The 24,623-nt window shown below is 53.0% G+C and carries 26 protein-coding genes; 25 read left to right on the top strand and 1 reads right to left on the bottom strand.

Annotated features, from left to right (window positions below; all coding sequences use genetic code 11):
• Complete coding sequence (locus BUA28_RS11540; protein ID WP_072768275.1) at positions 1-735, bottom strand: GNAT family N-acetyltransferase; 735 nt, start codon at positions 733-735, stop codon at positions 1-3.
• Between the two features lie 738 nt (positions 736-1,473).
• Here BUA28_RS11540 and BUA28_RS16300 point away from each other — a divergent pair.
• The 25 genes from BUA28_RS16300 to BUA28_RS11415 all read left to right on the top strand — a co-directional run bounded on the left by BUA28_RS16300 (position 1,474) and on the right by BUA28_RS11415 (position 24,131).
• Positions 1,474-1,665: a PEP-CTERM sorting domain-containing protein gene (locus BUA28_RS16300; protein ID WP_072768274.1), complete on the top strand. Its 192-nt coding sequence runs from the start codon at positions 1,474-1,476 to the stop codon at positions 1,663-1,665.
• A gap of 447 nt (positions 1,666-2,112) precedes the next feature.
• Positions 2,113-3,045: a glycosyltransferase family 2 protein gene (locus BUA28_RS11530; protein WP_072768273.1), complete on the top strand. Its 933-nt coding sequence runs from the start codon at positions 2,113-2,115 to the stop codon at positions 3,043-3,045.
• Positions 3,046-3,074: 29 nt separating this feature from the next.
• A complete protein-coding gene (locus BUA28_RS11525; RefSeq protein ID WP_072768272.1) occupies positions 3,075-3,779 on the top strand; it encodes a class I SAM-dependent methyltransferase in 705 nt (234 codons plus the stop codon).
• Positions 3,754-4,218 (top strand): GtrA family protein, encoded by a 465-nt coding sequence (locus BUA28_RS11520; protein ID WP_083569994.1) that lies wholly within the window; start codon positions 3,754-3,756, stop codon positions 4,216-4,218. The genes BUA28_RS11525 and BUA28_RS11520 overlap by 26 nt, the downstream gene beginning before the upstream one ends.
• A gap of 8 nt (positions 4,219-4,226) precedes the next feature.
• Positions 4,227-4,391, top strand: a complete 165-nt coding sequence (locus tag BUA28_RS15940; RefSeq protein WP_178298023.1) for a hypothetical protein — start codon at positions 4,227-4,229, stop codon at positions 4,389-4,391.
• 17 nt (positions 4,392-4,408) lie between these two features.
• Positions 4,409-4,693: a hypothetical protein gene (locus BUA28_RS15935; protein WP_072768270.1), complete on the top strand. Its 285-nt coding sequence runs from the start codon at positions 4,409-4,411 to the stop codon at positions 4,691-4,693.
• Between the two features lie 184 nt (positions 4,694-4,877).
• Positions 4,878-5,831, top strand: a complete 954-nt coding sequence (locus BUA28_RS11510; RefSeq protein WP_072768269.1) for a glycosyltransferase family 2 protein — start codon at positions 4,878-4,880, stop codon at positions 5,829-5,831.
• A gap of 56 nt (positions 5,832-5,887) precedes the next feature.
• Entirely contained in the window at positions 5,888-6,484 is a 597-nt protein-coding gene (locus BUA28_RS11505; RefSeq protein WP_072768268.1) for an acyltransferase, read from the top strand.
• Between the two features lie 277 nt (positions 6,485-6,761).
• Positions 6,762-7,463, top strand: coding sequence for a WbqC family protein (locus BUA28_RS11495; RefSeq protein ID WP_072768267.1), 702 nt, complete (start codon positions 6,762-6,764; stop codon positions 7,461-7,463).
• Positions 7,460-7,867: an EamA family transporter gene (locus BUA28_RS11490; RefSeq protein ID WP_218124830.1), complete on the top strand. Its 408-nt coding sequence runs from the start codon at positions 7,460-7,462 to the stop codon at positions 7,865-7,867. The genes BUA28_RS11495 and BUA28_RS11490 overlap by 4 nt, the downstream gene beginning before the upstream one ends.
• A 47-nt stretch (positions 7,868-7,914) precedes the next feature.
• A complete protein-coding gene (gene rffA, locus BUA28_RS11485; RefSeq protein WP_072768266.1) occupies positions 7,915-9,036 on the top strand; it encodes a dTDP-4-amino-4,6-dideoxygalactose transaminase in 1,122 nt (373 codons plus the stop codon).
• Entirely contained in the window at positions 9,023-10,750 is a 1,728-nt protein-coding gene (locus tag BUA28_RS11480) for an ArnT family glycosyltransferase (protein WP_072768265.1), read from the top strand. The genes rffA and BUA28_RS11480 overlap by 14 nt, the downstream gene beginning before the upstream one ends.
• A 207-nt stretch (positions 10,751-10,957) precedes the next feature.
• Positions 10,958-12,175 carry a TIGR04063 family PEP-CTERM/XrtA system glycosyltransferase gene (locus BUA28_RS11475; RefSeq protein ID WP_072768264.1) on the top strand — a complete coding sequence of 406 codons (1,218 nt, stop codon included), beginning with the start codon at positions 10,958-10,960 and terminating at the stop codon, positions 12,173-12,175.
• Positions 12,172-13,263: a glycosyltransferase family 4 protein gene (locus tag BUA28_RS11470; RefSeq protein WP_256598310.1), complete on the top strand. Its 1,092-nt coding sequence runs from the start codon at positions 12,172-12,174 to the stop codon at positions 13,261-13,263. The genes BUA28_RS11475 and BUA28_RS11470 overlap by 4 nt, the downstream gene beginning before the upstream one ends.
• A 187-nt stretch (positions 13,264-13,450) precedes the next feature.
• The gene (locus BUA28_RS11465; protein WP_072768263.1) at positions 13,451-13,831 is read left to right on the top strand and encodes an acyltransferase family protein; all 381 of its coding nucleotides are present in this window, start codon (positions 13,451-13,453) and stop codon (positions 13,829-13,831) included.
• 59 nt (positions 13,832-13,890) lie between these two features.
• Complete coding sequence (locus BUA28_RS11460; protein ID WP_072768262.1) at positions 13,891-15,243, top strand: phenylacetate--CoA ligase family protein; 1,353 nt, start codon at positions 13,891-13,893, stop codon at positions 15,241-15,243.
• 301 nt (positions 15,244-15,544) lie between these two features.
• A complete protein-coding gene (locus BUA28_RS11455; RefSeq protein ID WP_083569993.1) occupies positions 15,545-16,516 on the top strand; it encodes a glycosyltransferase family 2 protein in 972 nt (323 codons plus the stop codon).
• Positions 16,517-16,533: 17 nt separating this feature from the next.
• Complete coding sequence (locus BUA28_RS11450; protein WP_072768327.1) at positions 16,534-17,706, top strand: ATP-grasp domain-containing protein; 1,173 nt, start codon at positions 16,534-16,536, stop codon at positions 17,704-17,706.
• Positions 17,707-17,746: 40 nt separating this feature from the next.
• On the top strand, positions 17,747-18,490 hold the full coding sequence (locus tag BUA28_RS11445) for a class I SAM-dependent methyltransferase (RefSeq protein WP_072768260.1): 744 nt from the start codon (positions 17,747-17,749) through the stop codon (positions 18,488-18,490).
• A gap of 315 nt (positions 18,491-18,805) precedes the next feature.
• Positions 18,806-20,197, top strand: a complete 1,392-nt coding sequence (locus tag BUA28_RS11440) for a phenylacetate--CoA ligase family protein (RefSeq protein ID WP_072768259.1) — start codon at positions 18,806-18,808, stop codon at positions 20,195-20,197.
• Positions 20,197-21,279, top strand: a complete 1,083-nt coding sequence (locus BUA28_RS11435) for a CapA family protein (protein ID WP_072768258.1) — start codon at positions 20,197-20,199, stop codon at positions 21,277-21,279. The genes BUA28_RS11440 and BUA28_RS11435 overlap by 1 nt, the downstream gene beginning before the upstream one ends.
• Positions 21,276-21,539 carry a hypothetical protein gene (locus BUA28_RS11430; protein ID WP_072768257.1) on the top strand — a complete coding sequence of 88 codons (264 nt, stop codon included), beginning with the start codon at positions 21,276-21,278 and terminating at the stop codon, positions 21,537-21,539. The genes BUA28_RS11435 and BUA28_RS11430 overlap by 4 nt, the downstream gene beginning before the upstream one ends.
• 89 nt (positions 21,540-21,628) lie before the next feature.
• Positions 21,629-22,576, top strand: a complete 948-nt coding sequence (locus BUA28_RS11425) for a class I SAM-dependent methyltransferase (RefSeq protein ID WP_072768256.1) — start codon at positions 21,629-21,631, stop codon at positions 22,574-22,576.
• Positions 22,573-23,175, top strand: a complete 603-nt coding sequence (locus BUA28_RS11420; RefSeq protein WP_072768255.1) for a CapA family protein — start codon at positions 22,573-22,575, stop codon at positions 23,173-23,175. Before BUA28_RS11425 ends, BUA28_RS11420 begins: the two co-directional genes overlap by 4 nt.
• Positions 23,172-24,131: a lysylphosphatidylglycerol synthase transmembrane domain-containing protein gene (locus BUA28_RS11415; protein WP_072768254.1), complete on the top strand. Its 960-nt coding sequence runs from the start codon at positions 23,172-23,174 to the stop codon at positions 24,129-24,131. The genes BUA28_RS11420 and BUA28_RS11415 overlap by 4 nt, the downstream gene beginning before the upstream one ends.
• Positions 24,132-24,623: the final 492 nt, after the last annotated feature.

Below are 24,623 nucleotides of genomic sequence, written 5' to 3'. Positions count from 1 at the left end.
TTATCTTTTTGAGCAGGACTGCGCCTCAAGCCCCTGAGTATCGAGGCGAAACTCAGGGAATGAATCGGGGTGGGACGACAAATGAAAATAGGGCGATATAGAGGAGAGCGTAATTTGCCACCGCCCTGCGCAAAAAAAAAGTGCACTGCCCAGGGATAATGTTCCAAAATGTGCATGGGCATCCAGCGAGCTGGAATTGAACGCGGAAATACGGCTACACGACCATAAGATATTATTTTCAGTCAAGATGCGGTTGGCCTGTTCCCATAGACGCGGAAAAGCCAATCCCAGCCGTAGATCCGGCGCCACATACACATCGAAATCCCAAGCGGCCCGCTCTGCCGGTAGCGGTGTGTAACGGGCACGCACTTCATCTTCTTGATAACTTCCCAGTAACAGCCACAAAAAGCCAATAAAGCGTTGCTCTCTTAACGCGACCAGGCATTTGGCTCCTTGCTGGAACCTGGTTTGAATCGCCTTGGCAGGTCGGGGAAATTCCTGGATGATTTCGTCCTGTTCTTGAATCAGCCGAATTTCTATTTTCCTGCCCCTTCCCGGTGGAAGTAAAGCTGTCTTTGCGACTGGCTGGGCGATTAAATAATACCTGTATAGACGAACTTTTCCTCTCGATATCGTCCCCAAAAACTTGTTGAGTACGAAGAGTCCGACATTGAACCAACCCCAGTGCTGTAGCATCTGATGAAATTCTTTTTTCCGCCCTGCTATTGAGGTCATCACGCAAAACCGTTGAGTAGCCAAGATATCAGATACCGGTGGCAATGAAAAATTACGACATAATAAGGCCGTTCTGGCGACCTGAAAATTTTATAAGCAATCTGGAATAAAGCGCCAGCGTCTTCAATCCAGCTCTTTTATCTTATCCGCGGACTTTGGTAACTTCCGCTGCTGCAGCCTCTAGCTCGGAAGGGCGGTTTTCTGATACTGAAATCGTCATGATTCCGGTAGAAAATCAATTCGATTCTGCTCCCTACGGCGTTATTTTGTTACTCTTCGTAAAAACGCGTCAATAGTACTATAAGTCATGGAAGGTTAATTCTAAAAGTAGAAATCGCTTTACTTTTCAATGTATTTTCTTGTACGCTAAAAAAAATTGCACTTCAGGGTTGAATCTGCTTACAAAAAAAAACGGGGAGCCAACATGAGCATACATGCAGGAAACAATCTTCGGGTGGCAAATTTTGCATTTTCCGCTCTCCTAGTCACCAGTTCACCGCCATTCTTCATAGGATTCGTACATGCTCATCACTGCTGGCCGCGACGCTTGAGGGCGGTTGGGTCAAGGCAAGCAACAACCTCTTTTCTGATACTTGACCGGTAGGCGGATGCGGTACCGAATAGCTGGCCTGGCGCTATTGTTAATAGCTGAAGTTCTTTCAGCCCGGGATCCAAGCGTGGATAAATGATGCTTTAGGGTGGCGGTCACGCGAATTACTTGGGTAATAAGATGTATGTATGGACGTATGGGATGATGCTACACGCAACTGGGAGCGCGGCTCTCTGCCAAGCGGAATAGACTCTCATGGGTTTGTCGTCGACAGCGCGGCGCCACAATGTGCGCATACGTACGACAAGCCGGTCGTGGGGGTTGTTCCGGAACCGGAAATTTATGCGCTTTTGCTGGTGGGGCTTGGCCTGATTGGATAGCTTGCTCGCAGGCGTCAACAAATACCGAAGCGCCAACAAAGCTGGCGCTCTCCTCAGTCGCAGTCAGAAGTACTTGACACGACTTTCCGAAATGTCCGTGCTTTGCTCCCCGCGTAAAAGGCAATTTGAAATTTGCGACCATTACCGACAGGCTTTCCTTTCCCTCTTGAACGAGGGAGCTACGTGGAATCGCCTCTTATCGAAGGAGATAATTCCGTCCTGCTGATATATCATTCTGATCAATACTGGTCTCATGCGCCATGCTCGGTCTATCCTGCAACGGAATTCCGCAAATATGCCGTAGATGAGCAAGAATGATCGTCGTCAGCTACATCGGGATCACTCCAACAAATAGTTCTCAGGTGCAATGCTGAAATAGGAAGAGGTGCGTTTTTCTTTTGTAATCCATCATGTGCGCGGGATAGACGGAGTAAAGATGAGGTATAGATGAATCTCGCAATAGTAGTTCCTTGCTTTAACGAGCAAGAAGTGCTTGGAACCACGATCGACCACCTCCGGGAACTGCTGAATCAGCTTATAGCCGAAGGACTTGTTGATCCCGAGAGTACGATAACCTTTATAGACGATGGTTCGAAGGACAAAACGTGGAGCATGATCGAAACTGTCGCAAGATGTGATAGTTCGATGCACGGCATCAAGCTGTCGAGAAATCGCGGGCATCAGAACGCTTTGATCGCCGGGCTCATGACCGTCAGGGGGGACGCGATAATTAGTGTTGACGCAGATCTTCAGGATGATTTATCCGCAATCAGGGATATGGTGCTCAAATATCGGGAAGGCGCCGAGATCGTCTATGGTATCAGGGTGGATCGCAGAACGGATGCGCGATTCAAAAGAATGAGCGCCGAAGGATACTATCGGGTGCTGCGGCTGCTGGGTGTTGATATCGTATTTAACCATGCGGATTATCGCCTGATGGGCTATCACGCGATAGAGGCGTTGAAGCAGTATGGCGAAGCCAATGTATTCTTGCGCGGAATTATTCCCCAGCTTGGTTTCAAAACCGAAAATGTATATTACAGGCGCGCCGAGCGTTTTGCCGGTGAATCAAAATATCCTTTAAAAAAGATGCTTGCCTTGGCATGGGACGGCCTGACTTCATTCTCATCGCTTCCTTTGCGATGGATTACACTACTGGGATTCACCGTATCCATGTTCAGTTTCGCCATCGGGAGTTGGGCGTTGATAGCGCGCATTTTCTTCGATGGAAGCGTGCCCGGATGGGCGTCCACCGTGATTCCCATGTATTTTCTAGGTGGGATCCAGCTTTTGAGCCTGGGGATTATAGGAGAGTACATTGCGAAAATTTACACCGAGACGAAACGCAGGCCCCGGTACATCATTGAGAAAATGATTTAGCGGCACGACCAACCGATCAGGTAACTAAAATGGACCGCGCAGAGTTTGATAAATTTGCCGAAGAATACAAGTCGCTTCATGGCGAAAATATCGCCGCTTCGGGCGAAAAACCGGAGTACTTCGCCGAGTACAAAATGAAGGACCTGAAAGCAATTGTTGAGGCGGCCAAGGATGTCGAGATGGATGGGTCCTTCCTGGATTTTGGAGCGGGAGTAGGTGCTTCAGTGCCTTTCTTCCGCAAGTATTTTCCTTCTGCACACCTTACTTGCCTGGACGTTTCAGAAGCCAGTCTTGAAATTGCGGCTGCGAATTTCGGCAACATGGCGGAATATATCGCTTTTGACGGGAAGGCGCTTCCGTTCGAAGATAACAGTTTTGATGCCGCTTACGCCTGTTGTGTTTTCCATCATATTTCCCCCGAGGAACATGTTTATTTATTGCGGGAACTGCGGCGCGTTCTGAAGCGGAACGGGATCGTCATGATTTATGAGCACAATCCCTTCAATCCGCTTACCGTTCGCGCGGTCAATTCCTGTCCCTTTGACGAAAATGCTGTGTTAATCAAGGCGGGCGCCATGTACAGCAATTTCAGGTCAGCGGGTTTTTCGTCTGCGTCGGTGAGTTACCGGGTTTTTTTTCCCAGATTGCTCAGCTTTATCCGGAGCATCGAGGCGTCGCTGAGGTGGCTGCCGCTTGGCGCCCAATATTATGTCACCGCCGCAAAAGGTGACTAGCCTCTTCCATTACGTCGCGTTTTTCGCCAACGGCAAGTGGAGAACACAGGTGCTTGCAAGCTTACTGCAACCATTGCGCTTTATTCTGGTGGGGGTTGCCAATACGTTACTCGGTCTATCGGTTATTTTTGCTGCGAAGGGCCTTGCAGGACTTGATGACTTCGCCTCTAATCTGCTCGGATACGGTTTTGGATTGCTGCTGAGTTTCTTTTTCAACAGGAAATGGACATTTCGCCACAATGGCGGCATTTATCCTACTGCTGCGCGTTTCCTGCTGGCCTTTCTGCTTGCCTATATCGTAAATCTGATGACTCTTTACGGGTTGCGGGATGGTGCCGGAATAAATTCATATTTCGCACAGACCATTGGCATAGTGCCTTATACCGTCGTCTTTTATCTTGGTTGCCGATATTATGTCTTCACGCAAAAGCGTGGGTGAGTCAGGCTTTGCAACGCTCTGGTCGCGGTCGGATAAACGCGCTCGCAAGCTTGCCAACGGAGTGGATTCTGGAAAACCCCGGCACGTTTATCGGCATGATGCCCAAGAAATTCTTCCGCTTCTGGGGCATGGATGGGGAAGGAGAGTGGGGTTATCAAGCCGGTACTACCTAGTATGGCCAGCATGCCAAATGGTTTCGGTCGGTGCGCGTAATCAATCAGATTTACTATTTTCTCCTGTTGGGCGGCTTCGCGGTCGCGATCTGGAAACTCCTGCGTACCCCGGCAAAGCCAGCAATGTATTACGGTTTGGTGATCGCAATCTACTTCACTCTATCAGTCCCGTTTTTTCCGGGCAGTCGCGTTATCACTTTCCTGTCATGCCATTTGTTATCGCGTATGTTGCCTGGATTAGAAATGAAATGTTGAATTCAAAGAAACGGGTTGCTGCACTTGCTGCACTCCCGGGTGCATGATGGATACGTGAGGAAATATGGCTAATTCGGGGTGTGATAGTGCAAAACTATCGGAAGTTCAGGCGCAATGGGGCCGCGTTTCGCGACGAAGTCCACTCGTTCACCGTAGGTTGATTTGCTTTTTTCGAGGCGTAATCTCCAGGAAAACCCGAGGATCCTTTACCCTGCGGCAGGATGGCGGTAGATGACAAAACAATCCCAGACTGCCGAAATACTGCCCGAGATTACCATCGTCTCTACCATGTATCGATCGCGGCCGTTCCTTGAACGGTTTCTCGCCGAGTGCCTGCAAGCTTTATCCGATATAAAATGTGATCACTTTGAGATATTGCTCGTCAATGATGGGTCTCCGGACGACTCATTAGCCTACGCGCTGGAACGCAGAGCTGACATTTCCCAATTGGCGATAATCGATCTTTCACGCAACTTTGGCCATCATTATGCGATACAAGCCGGGTTGCAGCATGCGCGAGGAGAACTGGTTTTCCTCATCGATTGCGACCTGGAAGTATCGCCTTTAATATTAGCCGAGTTTCGCCATAAGCTTCGCGAATCGGGCTGCGACGTTGTTTTCGGTTACCAGGAAGCGCGCAAGGGCGGACGATTCGAGCAGCTAAGCGGAGGCCTGTTCTGGAAGGGATTCAATTTGCTCAGCGAGATAAAGATTCCCGAAAACATCGTTACCGAAAGAATCATGTCGCGCCGCTATGTCGAAGCGCTGCTGCAAATGGGCGACCGCAATCTGTTTCTTGGGGGCATGATGAGTTGGACCGGGTTCCAGCAGCTCGGGCTGCCCGTTTTTAAAAAACAGCGCGCGGGTGGCAGCACTTATACGCTCACGCGGCGCATTGGCTTGATGGTTAACGCAGTGAGTTCGTTTTCCGTTCAGCCTCTGGTTTGGCTGTTCAACTCGGGGATAATCATTACCCTGCTAAGTTTCTCCTTCGCGTTCTACCTGATCTTTCGGAAATTATTCTTTGACGACGCCCTGCTGGGTTTCACCTCGCTAATGATAGTCATGACACTTAGTCTTGGTATTTTGACCACGGCGACGGGCGTGGTCGGTATATATCTGGGAAAAGTATTTACTCAGGTGCAGAATCGACCGACCTATATTGTCAGGGATATTTACCGCTGAACCATTTCGTTTATATCATTCAGTATTTAATCCGATTCTTTTCGTTTCGAAATGCAATGAGCCAGCAAGAAAAAGACCGTTACTACACAAGACAAGAACTTAAGGGAATGAGATTCAGAAAATTGGGCCACGATGTACTTATAAGCCGTACTTCACGTATTTACATTCCGGAGTATATCTCGATAGACAATTTTTCTATCGTAGACGATTTCTGTATTCTCTCCGGAAATGTGGAGATCGGTAAAAATGTTCACGTTGCTCATGGCTGCCGCGTTATTGCCGGCCGCGATGGCATCGTTATGGCAGATTTTTCGGGATTGGCATTCGGCGTAACCATATTTGCCCAGTCGGACGATTATGGTGGAAATGCGTTAACAAATCCGACCGTACCCCTCGAATTTCGTAAAATCCTGAGAGCGCGAATTGAAATAGGTCGTCATGCAATTGTCGGTGCAGGAAGCGTTATTGTGCCCGGTGTAATACTTGGGGAGGGGTCAGCAATCGGTTCATGTAGCATGGTCACCAAGTCAACTGATCCATGGACGGTGTATTTCGGAACGCCGGCCAAAAAAATAAAAAATAGAAGCCAGAATCTCCTGGAGCTGGAAAAAAGATATTTGGCAGAACGATCATCAGCAACAGAGAGTAAATGAGAGGTTTTCTTTGAAGATCGGGAGTAGATACTCGTGCGCAAGTTTCTCATGGGCCGCTTTGCATCCTTCATGCCAGAAGCTGGATCCACTGCTTCGGTCCTTCTCTACCGGCCGCTCATTCAGGTTCCTTGGTAGAGCGGACTCTGGTTGGGGCTGGTGCGCTGGTTATCGCGAGCACCAAGGAGAATACCGCTCATCTCGCCGTAGCCAGCCCCGAAGCAGGTGTCCCAAGCCAACGGCTGCAATCACTACTCTGACTACTCTAGCCGAATAATTTATGCATACGAGCTGCAAGAAGGTTGCCATACTTCAATCGAACTATATCCCCTGGAAGGGCTATTTCGACCTCATCCATGACGTTGATCTTTTCATCTTTTATGACGACGTCCAATATACGCACTCCGACTGGCGCCACCGGAACAAATTGATGACCCGGGGCGGGCCACGATGGCTTACCATTCCAGCAGGGCACGATTTGAAGCGCCTGATATGCGAGGTTGAAATTCCCGATCAAAGCTGGAAGCAGCAACACCGCAGCATAATTGAGCAGAATTACCGGCATGCGCCTTTCATCAAGGAATCACAATCGTTGCTGGATTTTCTATATGTGAATTCGATAACAAATCTCTCTGATTACAATCAGAGTGCCATAAAACATCTCTCCAATATTTTAGGAATTCATACACAGTTTACCGACAGCCGGCTTCTGGGCGTCTATGGACGCAAAACCGAGCGGTTGATCGGTATCCTTGAGAGCGTAGGCGCGACAAAATATATCAGCGGTCCTTCAGCCAGGGATTATATTGATGAACCTATGTTTGCTGAGGCCGGCATTGAACTGGTGTATAAGGAATACCCCGTATATCCCGCTTATCGGCAATGCTTCCCGCCGTTCTCACCCTTCGTTACCATACTCGACCTGCTAATGAATGTGGGTCCGGAAGCGCCTCATTACATCTGGGGAATGGCGCCAGAATGAATATCAAGCATGAGAGAAAGATGAACGGACGATTCGATATGGCGGGACATATTTATATCCTGCTGACCCTGCTGTTCACGGTATATGGTCAGTTGGTGCTCAGGTGGCAGATGGCGCAAACGCGCGGCATGCCGGAAGGGGGGGGCGACAAACTCTTATTTCTTTTCCAGCAGTTCTTCAATCCATGGATCATATCGGCCTTACTTTCTGCTTTTCTTGCTTCGCTTGCGTGGATGGCGGCAATGACTCGTTTCGAACTCAATTACGCTTACCCCTTCATGAGCCTGGCGTTTGTCATCGTCATGGTTTTCTCGGTGGTTTTTCTGAATGAGTTACTCACCATCCAGAGCGTAATCGGTACCATAATGGTAGTCGGCGGCTTGATTATCATCGCGCGCGCCTAACTCTTTCACCTTATTTTCAAGAATACAACCCAAAAGCAAGCGCGGCCATGATCCCATTCAACAAGCCTTACATGACCGGAAAAGAGCTGTGGTACGTAAGCCAGGCTCATGCCAGCGGCCATCTCGCCGGTGACGGAATTTTTACCAGAAAGTGCAACGCATGGCTGGAGAATCGCATCGGCTGTGAGAAAGCATTGCTGACGCATTCGTGCACAGCTGCGCTGGAGATGGCGGCGATTCTTGCTGACATTCACGCCGGCGATGAGATCATCATGCCCTCCTACACTTTTGTCTCGACCGCCAATGCGTTTGCAATGAGGGGAGGCGTACCGGTATTCGTCGACATTCGGCCCGACACCTTCAATATCGATGAGACCTTGATAGAGGCGGCAATCACGCCGAAAACAAGGGCGATCGTGGCGGTTCACTACGCGGGCGTCGCCTGCGAGATGGATACCATCATGTCGTTAGCGGAAAGATACGGCTTGCTGGTAATCGAAGACGCCGCGCAGGGCATCATGTCCACCTATAAAGGGCGGCCGCTGGGGAGTATAGGCCATCTCGCCGCATTGAGTTTTCATGAGACCAAGAACATCATTTCCGGAGAAGGCGGCGCCCTATTGATAAATGCGCCGAGTTTTGCTGAAAAAGCCGAAATAATCAGGGAAAAGGGTACCAACCGCAGCCTTTTTTTTCGGGGTCAGGTCGATAAATACACTTGGGTTGATTTCGGTTCATCCTATCTTCCGAGTGAACTGATAGCTGCCTTTTTATGGGCTCAAATGGAAGAGGCTGATTCCATCACGAATCGCCGGTTGGGTATCTGGAACACCTATCACGATAACTTCGGCTCCGTGGAAATACAGGGCAAGATACGTCGTCCCATCATTCCCCGGGGTTGCACGCATAACGCGCACATGTACTACCTTTTGTTGCCGAATCTCGACAAGCGCAGCACTTTCATCGCCGCACTCAAACAGAAGGGAATAGGAACCGTCTTTCACTACATTCCACTTGACAGCTCCCCCATGGGGGAAAAATACGGACGCAGATCCGGATCGCTAACCCAGACGCAATTGCTGAGCGAACGGTTGGTACGGTTGCCGTTATGGCTGGGGTTGGAGGAGTTCCAAAGCGAAGTCATCCTGGAGGTCATTGCAGAGTTATGAAGAAATGACAACGCCGGGCGCCCGGCCTACGGTGCAACCTGATCAGGCTGATTCAAGACTTGATTCGAGCATACGGCTCAATTCTCGCGATGCGCTCGCCCTGCTGGTGCTGTGGTGTGGCGTGTGCGTGCTCTTCTGGAACGCGCTGAATCCTGGAGAATTCTGGTGGACCGATGAATCCCGCCATGCGATGAACGGCGTCTTCTTTTTTGATCTCTGGCAGGACGTGCCCTGGAGGGCGCCCTATGAGTACGCTCTTCAGTATTTTGCTCAATATCCCGCCCTGGCATTAAACTGGTATCCGCCGTTTTTCCCCGTCGTGGAGTCTGTTTTTTTCGCTATTTTCGGAATCACCGAATTCAGCGCCCATCTCACCGTAATGGTCTTCGCTCTGGTTGGCGTATCAGCATGGTATGCCTGGGCGCGGCCAATCTGGGGGCGCGCAGCTACAGTACTGTCCTGCCTGCTTTATCTTTCGACGCCGGGCGTGCTCGATTGGACACGTTCCATCATGCTGGAGGTCCCGGCAGTGGCGATGATCATTGTGTCCATTCTGGCATTTGATCGTTATCTGAGTCATCCAAGTTGGCGCCGCGCCGCACTTGCCGGGCTTGCGCTGGCATCCATGCTGCTGCTCAAGCAAACTACCGTATTCATCCTGCCCGCCTTGCTGGCCTACGCATTGCTCACCGGACATGGACGGTTGCTATGGCGTAAAGAGGCTGCGCTGGCGTATGTCATAGTTGGAGCTGCCAGCGCATTGCTCACAATGCATGCGCTCAAGTTCGGTGCAATACCGGTCAATGCTCTGGTGAATCAATTCGGTCCGAACAGCTCGCAACTGTTCAACGGAAGGCGCTGGGGATATTATTGGTCAGCACTGTGGGATGTTTGCGGATGGCCGCTTGGTATCGCCATTCTGATAGGCGTTGCGTTCCGGGCACATATGGGTACCAGGGGCAAGCCGCAGGATTCGCTGATCTTTTTTTGGCTTGCGGCCTCATACCTGTTTACGGTATTAGTCGTCGGACGCGGCGAGGGGAATGTTTTGCGCTACACCATGTATGCCTTGCCCCCGCTGGCATTGCTGGCCTGTATGCCATTAAGCCCGGGAGTCGTGCTGAACGCCGGTATACGTCGAGCCGCGTTCGTGTTTCTGGCTGTGCTTGCCAGTTGGAATGTATATGTGGGATCGACCAAGACCCACACCTATGTAGCCGGATACGAACAAGCAGCTGAATTTGTCGTGCGGCAGGACGATACCGGCTTGATTCTGTTTGCCGGAAAACATGACGGAAATTTCATCTTTCACCTGCGCGCCGTTGATCCCGAGAAGAACAAGGCGGTATTGCGAGCCGACAAGATCCTGGTATCCATGGCGGTACACAAGGCATTCGGCATGGTCTCCTATGTCCAGAACGTGGAAGATGTCATCGGGTTAATCGACCGTTATGGGGTAGGGATCATCGTGATCGAGAGCCGCGACGTAGTGGATCTGCCTGAATTTAAACTCCTGGCTAAAGCCATGGATGACCACCGGTTCCAGATGATTAAGGAAATCCCGGTACTAACCAATGTGCCGGAGTTTGATAATCTGTCAATCCGGGTCTACCGCTACCTGGATAAAAAGGAACAGGCGGGTGGTCTCGTTATTCCACTGCCGCATATGGGCATGGAAATCAAACTGAAGCCCCAACAGAACAAATCCCTATGAATAAGCTGTTTCCCCGGAATATGCGGCTCGCGTTCCCAAGCTCGAATAACATCGACCAGGGGAAGGATAAAGTCGAAAACCAATGGTTATAGACCAAACCATTTATTAACATGGTATATGTCCACGATTAGGCGCAGAACTTGAATCTTTTCGCTGATCCGCCGTAATAATAGCTCTAGAGCATGCCAAAATAACCTAAGTAAATTGATGCGAATCCTGCATATTCTTGACCATTCCATTCCCCTCCACAGTGGCTATACATTCAGGACGCTCTCCATTCTCAAAGAGCAGCGCGCTCTGGGATGGGAAACCTTTCACCTGACCGGATCAAAACAGGAAAATTGCAGCGTGCTGGAAGAAGATGTTGAAGGCTGGCACTTTTATAGAACACCGGAGGCAACAGGTTTCGGGTCGAAACTTCCCGTCCTGAATCAGGTTTCCGTCATCGAAAACCTGACTCGCCGCCTCAGCGAGACAGCCCAAATCATCAAGCCTGATATCCTGCACGCCCACTCCCCGGTACTTAACGCCATACCCGCGCTTCGCGTAGGCCGCAAGTTGAGCATCCCGGTCGTCTATGAAATCAGAGCGTTCTGGGAAGACGCAGCAGTGGATCACGGCACCAGCCGTGAATGGGGATTAAGGTATCGCCTTACGCGTGGATTGGAGAGTTACGCCTTGAGGCGCGTTGACGCCATCACCACCATTTGCGAAGGCCTGCGCACTGACATTCTCGGGCGCGGCATTGCATCGGAAAAGGTAACGGTTATCCCCAACGCCGTCAACATCGAAAACTTCAGCGTGGGCAAAAGCAGGGACCCGCAGCTTGCCGCAGATCTTGGCGTTGAGGGAAAAACGCTGCTGGGCTTCATTGGTTCATTTTATGCTTATGAGGGTTTGACCGTCCTGTTGCGGGCACTACCGGAAATGTTGGCCGGAAACCCCGATATTCGCGTCCTGCTGGTCGGTGGGGGCCCACAGGAAAAAGAATTAAAGGCGATAACCAGACAGTTGTGCCTCGAAGGCAAGGTGATCTTCACCGGCCGTATCCCTCATGAGCAGGTACCTCTTTATTACAATCTGATCGATATTCTCATCTATCCCCGTCTGCAAATGCGGCTCACCGACCTCGTCACGCCGCTCAAGCCCCTTGAAGCCATGGCACAAGGCAGGCTTGTCGTGGCATCGGATGTCGGCGGCCATCTGGAATTGATCGACGACGGAAAAACCGGCGTCCTTTTCAAGGCTGGCGATCCGCATGCCCTGGCATCCAGGGTGTTGAACCTTCTTGCCAGTCCCGGTCAATGGCCTGGTTTGCGCGACGCCGCCCGAAGCTTTGTGGAAACACAACGTAATTGGCCCATCAGTGTTGCCCGTTACCGAGGCGTCTACGCCCCGCTTGTCGCCAAGCGGGTATCGTCGTGAAAGCGGCTGGCTTGCGCATCGGCCTGATTGGGCCCCTACCGCCTCCATCGGGGGGGATGGCGAACCAGATGCTGCAACTAGCCCGGTTGCTGCGAGAGGAAGATGCCACGGTGGAGTTGATTCAGGTCAATCGCCCCTACCATCCCCATTGGGTTGGCAGGCTCAAGGGGATAAGAGCGGGTTTTCGGTTGCTCCCTTATCTTGCTCACCTCTGGGTTTCGGCAAGCAGGGTCCAGTTATTTCACGTGATGGCTAATTCCGGCTGGTCATGGCACCTTTTTGCCGCCCCGGCCATTTGGATAGCCAGAATCAGAAACATACCCGTTATTATCAATTACCGCGGCGGCGAGGCGGATGTCTTTTTCAGTAAAGCATTTTTTTGGGTAAGGCCAAGCCTGCACCGGGCCGATGCGATCGTCGTTCCTTCCGGTTTTCTTGAAGCTGTATTTGGAAAGCGGGGTTTCGCTACCAGCATCGTACCCAACATTATCGACCTTAGCCGCTTCGGGATGCCAACGCGCCCCGCGCCTCTGCCGAAAGCAAGTTTTCCGCATATCATCGTTACCCGCAACCTGGAGCCGATTTACGACAATGCCACTGCCTTGCGCGCCTTCACTATCATAAAACAGGCGTTTCCGGCGGCAAAACTTACCTTGGCCGGGTCCGGGCCAGAGCGGCGGATGCTGGAAGAACTTGCATGCAGGCTGGGCGTGGCGGATGTGGTTGCATTCACGGGCCGCGTGGATAATGAGGGCATGGCCGCTCTATATCAGAGCGCCGACATCATGATCAATCCCAGCCTGGTCGATAACATGCCCATCTCATTGCTGGAGGCATTGGCGAGTCGCGTTCCCGTGGTGAGCACAGATGTCGGCGGAGTGCCCTTTATGGTGGAACATGAAAAGACGGCCTTGCTTGTCCCCCCGCAAAACCCGGAGGCCATGGCCAACGCCGTTCTTGCACTGCTGAACGACCCTGCCAAGGCTATGCAGCTCAGCAAGGCCGGCGTCGAGGCTGTGCAGCGCTACACATGGCCCAATGTTCGGGATTGTCTGCTCCGTGTTTACAAGCAGGCCCTGCAAAAATGATGCATGTCGTGATCAGCGTCGATGTCGCCACCTTGCACAGCTAAATCCAATGCATGTCTGCTCAGGCTGTGGCGGTGCCTATGCCCTCCAAGCGCGCTATCCTGCAAAACCGCCCAAGTCTTGCTCCATGACCGCGATAAATTGATTAAGCGCGATAAAGTGAATAAAAGCACAAGGTGAAGCTGCCGTGATACCGCAAAGCGTGGTGAAAGAGCATGCCGGGGGATTCAGATACCGCGCTGAAGTTGATGGACTGAGGGTCATCGCAGTTATCCTCGTCGTTCTTTTCCATGCTGGTTTTGAGTGGTTTAGCGGCGGCTACATCGGCGTGGACGTGTTCTTTGTTATCAGCGGCTATCTCATCACCTCGATAATTCTCAGTGAGCACAAGGCCGGGAAATTTTCTAACGTTAGCTTCTACGAGAGGCGCGCGCGCCGCATCCTGCCACCCCTGTTCCTGGTGATGCTTGCAAGTCTTCCGTATGCCTGGTTCTGGATGACACCGCACCACCTCAAAGCTTTCTCGCAAAGCGTGGCTGCTGCCTCCCTTTTTGCGCCGAATATTTAATATCATCTCTTGAAGCATAATTCATTACAAGGCAACGCCAAGCCTGCTAAATTCTTAAAATGAGCTTATATACATCTCTGATCTCCAGCCTTGTTTTTCCCCTTCACGAGCGCATCAAAAACCACAGTAGCGTTGCGGTTCGCAAAGAGATGGAGCTATCTCAATGGTGGGATACCAGACATCTGGAAGCGTTCCAGTTTGCCAAACTGCAGCGACTCCTTACCCACGTCGAGGCGCATGTCCCTTATTACCGCAATCTGTTCACAAGCATTGGGTTCAAGGCGTCCCACCTGCGCAGTCTCGCGGACCTGGCACGCCTGCCTCTTCTGGATAAACCAAAAATTCGCGCCAACACCGAAGCATTGAAATCTGCAAATGGCCGAGACCTCGCCCGTTTTAACACCGGCGGTTCCAGTGGCGAACCGCTGATATTTTATATCGGAAAAGAGCGCATCAGCCATGATGTCGCCGCCAAGTGGCGCGCTACACGCTGGTGGGATGTAGATATCGGCGACCCCGAGGTTGTTATCTGGGGATCACCCATTGAACTCGGCGCTCAGGACAGCCTTCGCGCGCTCCGCGACAAGTTGCTCAGGACTTGCCTGCTCCCCGCCTTCGAAATGTCAGCGCAAAAGCTCGACCGGTTCCTGCAAGAAATCCGAGCCATTCGTCCTAAAATGCTTTTCGGCTATCCCTCTGCGCTATCGCATATCGCCCGCCATGCCGAAGCCTGCGGGTGCCGGATGGACGATCTGGGCATCCGCGTCGCATTCGTTACTTCAGAACGCCTTTACGACGAGCAGCGCCAGCAGATCAGCAAAACATTCGGATGTTCGGTGGCCAATGGCTACGGTGGGCGTGACGCCGGTTTTATCGCCCATGAATGTCCGCAGGGCGGCATGCATATTACCGCAGAGGATATCATTGTCGAGATCGTGGATCAGCAGGGTATTCCGCTACCCTGTGGCGAGGCCGGAGAAATCATCGTCACCCATCTGGCCACTGGAGATTTTCCCTTCATCCGCTATCGTACCGGCGATATCGGCGTACTGGACAGCAAGCCCTGCATTTGCGGACGTGGCCTTCCTCTGATCAAGAAAATTCAGGGACGCAGTTCTGATTTTTTGGTTGCTCAAGATGGTACAGTCATGCACGGTCTGGCTTTGATCTATATCCTGCGCGAACTACCGCACATAAGCAACTTCAAAATCGTTCAAGAAAGTCTGGATCTCACTCGCGTATGGGTAGTCGGGGAAGCAAAGCTTTGCCCAAAGACTATCGCGAGAATCGAGAGGGGATTCAAGGGCAGATTGGGTCAAGCCGTTAATATTGCGATTGAAGAGGTGGCCGAAATTCCACTAGAGAAATCCGGCAAGTTTCGTTACGTAGTGAGCAAAGTCGCAACGGTTTGATCGGACGAGGAGTTAATCTCAACGTCTTATTGTGAAATTACATCGTTTTTTCGCGCTGGTTGCTATTGAATCAAGCGAGCAATTCGTAACGAGCGTCATGCCGTTGGAGGCGATATCCATGAGCATGTAAAGCACCCACGTTGGCCGGGTTTCGGCTCAAGCCCGAATGCTATTCTCTCGCTGGAGCGAGCAAAGCGTTGTGCGAGAAAAAAGATCGTTAGTCTCAACCCAAGTGGCAGGCTTATGTGAGTTTGCTCTAAACGTCAATCGGTTAGAAATTTGATGTGGATAATCTGGATTCATGACTTCTATGCCTTCTTACAGCGTTGTAATACCCGTATATAAATCAAGTAAGTGTTTGCTGGAACTGGCTAATCGGCTGGATACTGTTTTCGGTGAACTGAACTTGGACTATGAGATTATCATGGTTGATGATTGTTCCCCGGACGACAGTTGGAACGTGGTCTCAGAACTGGCACGAACTCGGCTGCGTTACAAAGGCGTTCAATTACTTACAAACTCTGGCCAGACCAGAGCAACCATGGCTGGGATTAAAGTTGCCAGTGGTGAAATCGTCATCACTATGGATGACGATCTTCAGCACGATCCTCAACTCATTCCGCTTTTGTTGGACGAGTTAGAGAAGAAGGGAGATTACGACTGTGTTTTTGCCTATTTTCCCGAGAAAAAACATGCAGGCTATCGCAATATTGGCTCCAAAATCATAAGCGGGATTAACTCGCGAGCGTTTGGATCCAACGAGAAGATCAAAGTTTCGTCGTTTCGACTGATGCGCGGATACATGGCCCAGATTATTCGCCAAAACCAGTCGGCAAGCGCTACTGTGGGTGGTCTGATTATTGCAAACGCCGCGCGAATAAAGTCCGTTCCCATCCCCCACAACGAGCGGTTTTCCGGCAAATCGAATTACACTGTGGCTAAGCAATTCAAGCAAGCTTTTGACAATATATGCAGCGTGAGCATGCTGCCGTTGCGCATGATCTCCGCAGCCGGGCTATTGGCCTCCGTGCTGAGTGGCGGATTGCTTTGCTATTTCCTGATCAAATACCTTATGGGTGGTATTTCTCAGGCTGGTTGGACTAGTCTTGTGATTTTAATCACGTTTTTTGCTGGATTGATTCTTCTGTCTCTTGGAGTCATCGGAGAGTATATTGCTCGCGTATTAGGCGAATTGCAAAAATCGAAGGTCACTACGGTCCGTCAGACTATCGGCTTTCCGGAAGATACGACAGACAAGGGGGAACGTTTTTGACTGGCGCGAAGAAAATTATGATTTTGGGGGCCGGCAACACCGTCACTCCTCTGATTGAACAAGCCAAGCGACGTGGGCTTGTTACGATTGTCGTCAGCCCGGACGGTGATTATAAAGGCTTGAAACTCGCCGACCATCAGGTCCACTGTGACTTTCGTCACACCGAAACGATTCTCGAATACGCGAGACACTACGCCATTGACGGTATTGCCTGCACGGGAACTGATGTTGTTGTTCCTACAATTGGTCGTGTGATCGATGAACTTGGTTTATATGGAACCGGCTATGAATCGGCTGTTGCATGTTCAGACAAATGGTTAATGAAACAGGGCCTCATCAGGCGAGGCGTCAGGACTGCGCGAGGTTTGGTCTGCGACATGCCTGATGCTTTGACTCTAGCGAAGGAAACAATCGGTTTTCCCTTGATGAGCAAAGCAGTGGATTCATCAGGCAGTCAAGGCGTCTTTAAGGTCGATCGACCGGAAGAGCTTCATGATGCCTGGAACGCTTCAAAGCAGGCTTCCAGTTCAGGGCGGGTCGTTCTGGAGGAGTATCTCGAAGGCATTGAATTTGGGGCTCAGGCTATTGTTGAGGGAAGTCGTGTCAAAACGGTGTTTCTTCACAATGATCAACTGACTTCGCCTCCGGACCACGCGCCGGTCGGACACTCGATTCCCTGCACTTTGAGCCCTGATCAGCAAGCCCGTTCATGTATGGAGATCGCAGCCGCGATTGAGGCTTTGGGCATTTGTGACACGGTGTCGAATGTGGACTTGATGCTTGTCGGCGATACGCCCTACATCCTTGAAATCGCTGCTCGCATGGGTGCGACCTGTCTCCCGGAGACAATTTCCATCTTTGGCGGCTTCAATGCCTATGATGTAGTGCTGTCTCTAGCTCTGGGCGAGCCGCTTGTAGCGGCAGATATATATAAGGGAATGCCGAATGCATCTCGAATGATAGAAAGCCCGCAGGATGGCGTGGTGCTTCAAGTTCGGGTCCCGGAATCGGTACGTTTGCATCCGAATCTTCATCGGTTGTCGATCTATGCCAAACCGGGCGACAGCGTACGCCGGTTTCGCGTTGGACCGGATCGCATCGGGGATGTGATCGTCACAGGCGCATCAGTCAATGAAGCCGAGCAATTGGCCGCTGATTTGGCTTCCCTTGTGGAAATTGTGTTCGCCTAAGTCTCCCACTGATATTTTTGGAATCAACAGGAAAAACAAGATGAGTCACAATGAAAAGGATCGTTTGGAGCAGATCGCCGGGTTTTATCATTCAAGTGAAGCAGCTCAGGCAGTGGATCATTTTCATCTCTATTTAAGAGATATAGCAATTCCTCGGGAGGGTGGACGGTCTGCCCTGGAGCTGGGCTGCGGCAGCGGGCGATGGACCGGGGTGTTGTGTGAACGCTATCAGGAAGTGGATGCGGTTGATGCTGCCGCCGAACTTGTTGCCCATGTAGTCAACGAGATGAAGAACAAAGGTGCTACTCTTCGCGGGCATGTTAATCTGATCGAGGATTTCCTGGAATCGCCAGGACGCACTTGGCATCATGTCTATTTGACCATGTTGCTCGAGCATGTGGAGGACCCCATTGACATACTTGTCAAAGCAAAAAGAGCATGTGACCCGGATGGTTCTATTTTTGTCGCTGTCCCCAATGCTTTGTCTATTCATCGCATCGTAGCGATGCGCGCCGGCCTGATCCCTAAGATCGACGAGCTATCCAAAAGCGACTTGAAGGTTGGGCACAGAAGAGTTTATACGTTGGACTTGCTGAAACATCATCTGACCGCTGCCGGTTTTTTCATTTCAGAAGTTACACCGGTCGGATTAAAGCCAATTACGCATCAACAGATGCAAATCTTGCCGGACTCTGTTCTTTGGGCTCTCTGCCAATCAGGTGATCTAGCTCCCGATAATCCCGCCTATTTTGTTGTTAGGGCTACAGCAGAATGCATGCTTTAACCTGAAAGAACCGCCCTCAAGACGAATGCTTGCCTGACCCCTGATGATGATTGGCTGGTGAGGGGCGAATCAGTTGGCTGCCGGAATGAAGCCGAAGCGGGTCAGTGTCAATTCCCGACACTACCAAGAACAGAAAAAAGAACTACTGCGCATGGCAGCATATAGTAAGTAAAACAACACAACCTCATACCCAACCGATTTGTACAACTTGACATCCATAACTTAGGTCCTGTTAACTCTAATAACCATATTGCATTATTCACGTATACTTATAGGCATGGAAATCACTCAAGCCCAATACGAGCGAATCGTACATTGCCTGCAACGGCAAGACATTATTCGAGGCATGTCGTCGGATCTTCAGCAACTGTCGCCCACCGGGAGAACGCTGCCCTGATCTTTCGATACGTTTCCCTGGTCGGCCACTACGCCGACAGTGTGCGGTTTGCGCGACTGTCCTCCTCCGCGACCCGCCGCCGCCAACTCGTCCGCTTCCGGCGCCTGTTCGAGCACGCCCGCGAACATTCGCCTTTCTACCGGCGCCTGTACCGCGAGGCCGGCGTGGACCGGTTGGTGATCCGCGACTGGGCCGACATCGAGCGTGTGCCAATGGTGGACAAGGCCCTTCTGCGGACGGTGCCCACTCAGGACCTGATGACCGGGCCGATCACACCGGATCTGGTGCGTATCACCACCAGCGGGTCCAGCGGCGAGCCCTTCGTAATCTATCAGGCCCGGATGGAACAATACACCTCGCATGTGCGCGTGTTCGCGATGCTGTGGGAGCTGGGCTGGCGCCCCTGGCAGCGCATCCTGATGTTGACCCGGCTGGAACCCGAGGCGGTTTTGCCGGTGGAACAGGACCTGGGGCTGCTGACACGGCTGCGTAGGGGCTTTGGGCTGTTCGAGCGCGATATCGCCTCGATCTACACCCCGTTGGCGGAGGTTCTGCGCTGGCTCGACGCACACGCGAACGCACCTGTACTCTGGTCCACGCCGGGTATCATCACCATACTGTGCGACTTTCTCGAGGAGCAGGGCCGGCGCTACCAGTTCAGGCTAGTGGTGCTGACCTCCGAGACGCTCAGCCGGACGCTGCGCGCGCGCTGCGAGCGTCTGCTCGGCGCGCCGGTGGTGAGCCACTATGGCCTGCAGGAATGCCCGACCATCGGTCACGATCCCGGCGACGGCGGTTATTTTCGTATCCAGAGCCATGCCTGCATGCTGGAACTCGTTAACACCCGGATTGAGGGGGAGGAAGATGGCACGTTGGGGGACGTGGTGCTGACCAATCTGGTCAATCACACCATGCCCTTCATTCGCTATCGGACTGGGGATACCAGCGAGGTCCTGCCTCGGCCCGACTGCCCCGCCAAAGTGCTGGGGCTGATCCTCGGCCGGGTGGATGATGTGCTGACCCTGCCCGACGGCCGGCGATTCGCCCATCACCATGCGCATGCGCTATTCATGGACTTCCCGCTCTGCGCCCAGTTCAAGTTCGTCCAATACCCGGACGGCCGGCTGGCCCTGAGGCTTCGCCTGCGCAACGGTGAGGCGCCGGAGGCGGTGCGCGACGCAGCGCTAGCGCGCTGGCGGACGCGCTTTGCCGAGGTGCCGCTGGCGGTGGAATTCGTCGGCGCCATCATGCCGGTGGATGCGCGCACCGGCAAGTTCAAGAACATTGAGCGACTGAGTGGACCCCCTTGATGAAAGTCAATTTCTTTGGCGATATCTGCCTGGAGGGCATCGACTGGCAACGATTTGAGTTCGACACGGCATTACGGACGCTGATGGACGGTGCCGTCAATGTCGGTAACCTGGAGTGCCCGATCACCCTCCATGAGGTTCCGAAGCCGCTCCAGGTATGCAACCTCCGCGCGCCGGCGGAATCGCTGGCTCTACTGCAAGGTTTTGCTGCCGTGTCCCTGGCGAATAACCATGTACAGGATTACGGCGAGACGGGCTGCCGGGATACGCTCGCAGCACTCGGGCAGACAGGCATTGGTCATTTTGGTCTCGGGCCGGATCAGCGCTCCGCGCTCACGCCGCTGGTTCTCGAACGTGATGGGGTGCGCCTCGCCCTGCTCGGTGCCACCCGTTACGCCAATGCCAGGGACGGCCTGCTTGGCACCGCAAGCGAGCGGCCATCGCAATTGCGGCGCGTCATCCGCCGACTTAAGGCCGACGGCTGTTTTGTCGTGACCTATTTCCATTGGGGTTATGAGTACGTCCATGTGCCGTCGCCGCGGGAGCGCGGTATCGCCCATGCCTGCATCGATGCCGGAGCAGATCTGGTCATCGGTGCCCATCCCCATGTCTGGCAGGCGTGTGAGACATACCGTGGTCGGCAGATCTATTACAGCCTCGGCAATTTCATCTTCCACTCGCGGGTGTTCGATGGCCTGTCGCCTGTGCCGAACGACCCGCGCTTGCAGGAGGGACTGGTCATTAGCGTCCAAATCCGGCCCAATCATCAGTATGATGCCGCTGTGCACGTGGTCCGGCTGACGGATACCAGCGCGCGCCTGCTGGACGCCACCGGCAGTGCTCCCATCCAGACCCAGATGGCGGCCCTGGCGGCCCTATTGGCGGGGCCGCGACTACCCTATCTTCGCGCCTATTTCCGGCAAACCCCGGCCATTGCCCGGCAAAACGTGCGCATCCGCAAAGAGCATCAGACGGCGGTTGCCGGCAGTTCGGCTGACCTCTTGAAGGTCTATCGTAGCTTCAACGGTCAGGACGTGATGAACCGTCTTGCCGCCGCAGTCATCGGCCGCCTGGAGCAATGAAACGCGGTCTGATCAAACTCGCGTTGACGTTGGCTCTGTTGCTGGCGTTGTTCCATTTGGTGGTACCTGTCACAGTTAGCGGATTTGGTGTGCGGGAGGTGGCTTGTGTGTTTTTCTACTCGCTTGTCGGTGTTCCGTCCGAAGTGGCGGTGGGTGTTTCGCTGCTCAACTATCTGCTGGTCATCGGTGTTCGAGCGTTATTAGGCGGCCTGTTGCTGCTGTTCGACCGTGGCAGGCAGATTGCGGGGCGCCCCGGATGAGTCAGTGCGGTGCGTTTTCAAGCGTGAGTTGCCGGTGCATCTGCATCCAGAATTCACCCAATCCATCTTACTAATCCAAGGCTTCACCCATGTCTCAGAATTACAATATCAGCTGTACCTATTGGAGTCAGGCGCACAGCCGCTCTCTGGGACCCGATGACGCCTGCCCGCTAAACGAGTGGTGCGCTGGCAATCCGCGTGGTGCGCTGCTGGCAATGCATCCGAGAGGTTTTCCCGTATTCCTGCCGGGTGCGTCAATAACCGCTTCCGACGAGTATGCCAACGGTGATCCCTATCTGGTGCAGGACGGGCTGGAAAGTGGCTCCGGTTTCCAGCAGCGGCGTGTCGAGACGACCCTGAAATTGGTAGCTACCGCGCTGTCGCGAATATCACCGACAGGCGGGGCCGGGACAGTGCGGATCCTGGATGTAGCCTGCGGCGCTGGCCATCTGACCGCTGCGGTGTCTGAGCAGTTTCCGATGGCGGAGCTGTATGGGATCGATTACTCAATAACCGCCGTCGATAAGGCGGTTACTGAATATCCTACACTTACCTTTTGCTGTGGTGATGCTTACGACTTGCCTTACCAGGATGGTTGGTTCGACCTAGTACTGCTCAACAACATCTGGGAGCATGTTCCGGACCCATTGCGGTTACTGGCGGCCGTACGTCGGGTGCTGAAGCCTGGCGGGTTTGTGGTAGTCTCGACGCCAAGTCGCTACCGCTTTGGTAACCTTGTTCGGGTGCTGGTGGGGCGACCGGTATTGTTTATGTCTCGCCTCCATGTTACGGAATACACGGTCGGCCAGGTGCTCGAACAGTTCCACTACGCTGGTATGGAGGCTGAGGTGTTTGACCGGCCTTGGTCGGGCCCTACCTACAATTTGGCGACCTTTCTCGCCTATAAGATAGCCTCGCCGGTGTTGACCGTGCTGCTGCGGCTAATTGGTTCCCATCACTCACTGGAACAGACGGTGTTCTATCTTGTGCGCAATAGCGACACAAATAATAAGGTAATCGGAAGTGCTGGCTCATGAATCCGCGGACATTTGTTAGGCTGATGGGTTATGAGTACGTCCATGTGCCGTCGCCGCGGGAGCGCGGTATCGCCCATGCCTGCATCGATGCCGGAGCAGATCTGGTCATCGGTGCCCATCCCCATGTCTGGCAGGCGTGTGAGACATACCGTGGTCGGCAGATCTATTACAGCCTCGGCAATTTCATCTTCCACTCGCGGGTGTTCGATGGCCTGTCGCCTGTGCCGAACGACCCGCGCTTGCAGGAGGGACTGGTCATTAGCGTCCAAATCCGGCCCAATCATCAGTATGATGCCGCTGTGCACGTGGTCCGGCTGACGGATACCAGCGCGCGCCTGCTGGACGCCACCGGCAGTGCTCCCATCCAGACCCAGATGGCGGCCCTGGCGGCCCTATTGGCGGGGCCGCGACTACCCTATCTTCGCGCCTATTTCCGGCAAACCCCGGCCATTGCCCGGCAAAACGTGCGCATCCGCAAAGAGCATCAGACGGCGGTTGCCGGCAGTTCGGCTGACCTCTTGAAGGTCTATCGTAGCTTCAACGGTCAGGACGTGATGAACCGTCTTGCCGCCGCAGTCATCGGCCACCTGGAGCAATGAAACGCGGTCTGATCAAACTCGCGTTGACGTTGGCTCTGTTGCTGGCGTTGTTCCATTTGGTGGATATCTCCCTTGCCGGCATCCTCGACCGCCTGCGCAATTTTGGCTTTGTGGTTGTCGCGGCCCTGCTGCCGCTGACATTGATCCCATGGGTGTCTGCCAGCCGCTGGGGTTATTTGCTGGGTTTAAGTGGTATCAAAGAGCGCATGACCGTGCTCTGGGGGTTCAACTGGAAGGCAACCTTTCTCGGTCTCTTCCTGCCCGGATCCCAGGGTATGGATTTTTTCCGCATCCTGTTCATCGAGCGTCGTCACCCCGGCAGTCGCGGCGTGGCAGGGAGCACGGTAGTCATCGAGCGGATGATCGGTTTCCTGCTGCTCGGCCTGTTTGCCCTTCTGGCCCTGCCTTTTGTCTATGATGGAGAGCGGTTCCGCCCTATTCTGGTTCTGGTGCTGGCGATGGACGGCGGGCTGTTCTTGCTGTTACTGGCGGTCTTTCTGGTACGCTGGAAGGCGCCTGCGCCGGGCGGTTCGCGCATCGCCAGGATGGTGGGTCGGGCGTTGCAGTATCTGCATCGCTTGCATCAGGCGGTACAGCGCTTTCCCTACCGTCTGGGCTTGCTTCCCACGGTGCTGTGGCTCGCGGCCTTTCAACTGTCGCTAGTCACTGTCGTTCATCTGCTTTTCTTGGCCTTTGATCAACCGGTGCCCTTCGTGCAGAACCTGTTGCTGTACCCGTTGATCGGGATGTTGACGGTGGTGCCCTTGACCGTGAGCGGGTTTGGGGTTCGGGAAGGGGCGTTCGTGTTTTTCTATTCGCTGGTCGGCGTACCTGCGGAGGTGGCAGTGGGCGTTTCACTGCTGACCTACCTATTGGTCATCGGCATCCCGTCCCTGCTGGGTGGGGTGCTGCTGCTGTTTGATCGCGACGGGCAAACCGGCATTCCGCGCGGATGAGCAGAACCGGCGCTTTACCTTTCGGCATGATGGACGATTGCCACGCTCGGGTCTCCGTTATCTAATCGCACATTTACTGGCTATCTTTTGAATTCATTGATGCTGGTATTGCTCGTGGACTGGTTTGGGTTTGCCACCAGATTGCTTAAGGTGTGGCGATTATCGTTGTGGCGGCTTTCTTGTTTGTGCTATTGCGCACGTTCGTCCTTTCGGGCAAACGGTTACAAATGGAGAAATACGGCCATGAAGTTCCGCTATAAGTGCAAAGATGTTTTTTCTTCGTCTGGATGGTCTGAGAATCGGGAGAGGATTCAAGGGCAGATTGGGTCAAGCCGTTAATATTGCGATTGAAGAGGTGGCCGAAATTTCACTAGAGAAATCCAGTAAATTTCATTATGTAGTCGTCCCTGAAATACGTCCGTAAGCCTTGCAGATATTAACGTTGAGGGGTATACAAGGTCTGAGGAAATTGCCAGAATTGGCGTTATTTCC

The organism is Nitrosospira sp. Nsp11 (assembly GCF_900142705.1).
Classification (GTDB): Bacteria; Pseudomonadota; Gammaproteobacteria; order Burkholderiales; family Nitrosomonadaceae; genus Nitrosospira.
The sequence above is the reverse complement of the archived record's forward strand: the minus strand, read 5'-3'. Positions and strand labels throughout refer to the sequence as shown.

What these genes read in the sequence shown, in the direction of transcription:
- BUA28_RS11430 (WP_072768257.1), top strand. Translation starts at nt 21,276, where the DNA reads ATGAAACGCGGTCTGATCAAACTCGCGTTGACGTTGGCTCTGTTGCTG.
- BUA28_RS11435 (WP_072768258.1), top strand. Translation starts at nt 20,197, where the DNA reads ATGAAAGTCAATTTCTTTGGCGATATCTGCCTGGAGGGCATCGACTGG.
- BUA28_RS11530 (WP_072768273.1), top strand. Translation starts at nt 2,113, where the DNA reads ATGAATCTCGCAATAGTAGTTCCTTGCTTTAACGAGCAAGAAGTGCTT.
- BUA28_RS11505 (WP_072768268.1), top strand. Translation starts at nt 5,888, where the DNA reads ATGAGCCAGCAAGAAAAAGACCGTTACTACACAAGACAAGAACTTAAG.
- BUA28_RS11495 (WP_072768267.1), top strand. Translation starts at nt 6,762, where the DNA reads ATGCATACGAGCTGCAAGAAGGTTGCCATACTTCAATCGAACTATATC.
- BUA28_RS11415 (WP_072768254.1), top strand. Translation starts at nt 23,172, where the DNA reads ATGAAACGCGGTCTGATCAAACTCGCGTTGACGTTGGCTCTGTTGCTG.
- BUA28_RS11540 (WP_072768275.1), bottom strand. Translation starts at nt 735, where the DNA reads ATGACCTCAATAGCAGGGCGGAAAAAAGAATTTCATCAGATGCTACAG.
- BUA28_RS11510 (WP_072768269.1), top strand. Translation starts at nt 4,878, where the DNA reads ATGACAAAACAATCCCAGACTGCCGAAATACTGCCCGAGATTACCATC.
- BUA28_RS15935 (WP_072768270.1), top strand. Translation starts at nt 4,409, where the DNA reads ATGGTTTCGGTCGGTGCGCGTAATCAATCAGATTTACTATTTTCTCCT.
- BUA28_RS11460 (WP_072768262.1), top strand. Translation starts at nt 13,891, where the DNA reads ATGAGCTTATATACATCTCTGATCTCCAGCCTTGTTTTTCCCCTTCAC.
- BUA28_RS11420 (WP_072768255.1), top strand. Translation starts at nt 22,573, where the DNA reads ATGAATCCGCGGACATTTGTTAGGCTGATGGGTTATGAGTACGTCCAT.
- BUA28_RS11475 (WP_072768264.1), top strand. Translation starts at nt 10,958, where the DNA reads ATGCGAATCCTGCATATTCTTGACCATTCCATTCCCCTCCACAGTGGC.
- BUA28_RS11450 (WP_072768327.1), top strand. Translation starts at nt 16,534, where the DNA reads ATGATTTTGGGGGCCGGCAACACCGTCACTCCTCTGATTGAACAAGCC.
- rffA (WP_072768266.1), top strand. Translation starts at nt 7,915, where the DNA reads ATGATCCCATTCAACAAGCCTTACATGACCGGAAAAGAGCTGTGGTAC.
- BUA28_RS11455 (WP_083569993.1), top strand. Translation starts at nt 15,545, where the DNA reads ATGACTTCTATGCCTTCTTACAGCGTTGTAATACCCGTATATAAATCA.
- BUA28_RS11525 (WP_072768272.1), top strand. Translation starts at nt 3,075, where the DNA reads ATGGACCGCGCAGAGTTTGATAAATTTGCCGAAGAATACAAGTCGCTT.
- BUA28_RS11425 (WP_072768256.1), top strand. Translation starts at nt 21,629, where the DNA reads ATGTCTCAGAATTACAATATCAGCTGTACCTATTGGAGTCAGGCGCAC.
- BUA28_RS11520 (WP_083569994.1), top strand. Translation starts at nt 3,754, where the DNA reads ATGTCACCGCCGCAAAAGGTGACTAGCCTCTTCCATTACGTCGCGTTT.
- BUA28_RS16300 (WP_072768274.1), top strand. Translation starts at nt 1,474, where the DNA reads ATGGACGTATGGGATGATGCTACACGCAACTGGGAGCGCGGCTCTCTG.
- BUA28_RS11445 (WP_072768260.1), top strand. Translation starts at nt 17,747, where the DNA reads ATGAGTCACAATGAAAAGGATCGTTTGGAGCAGATCGCCGGGTTTTAT.
- BUA28_RS11490 (WP_218124830.1), top strand. Translation starts at nt 7,460, where the DNA reads ATGAATATCAAGCATGAGAGAAAGATGAACGGACGATTCGATATGGCG.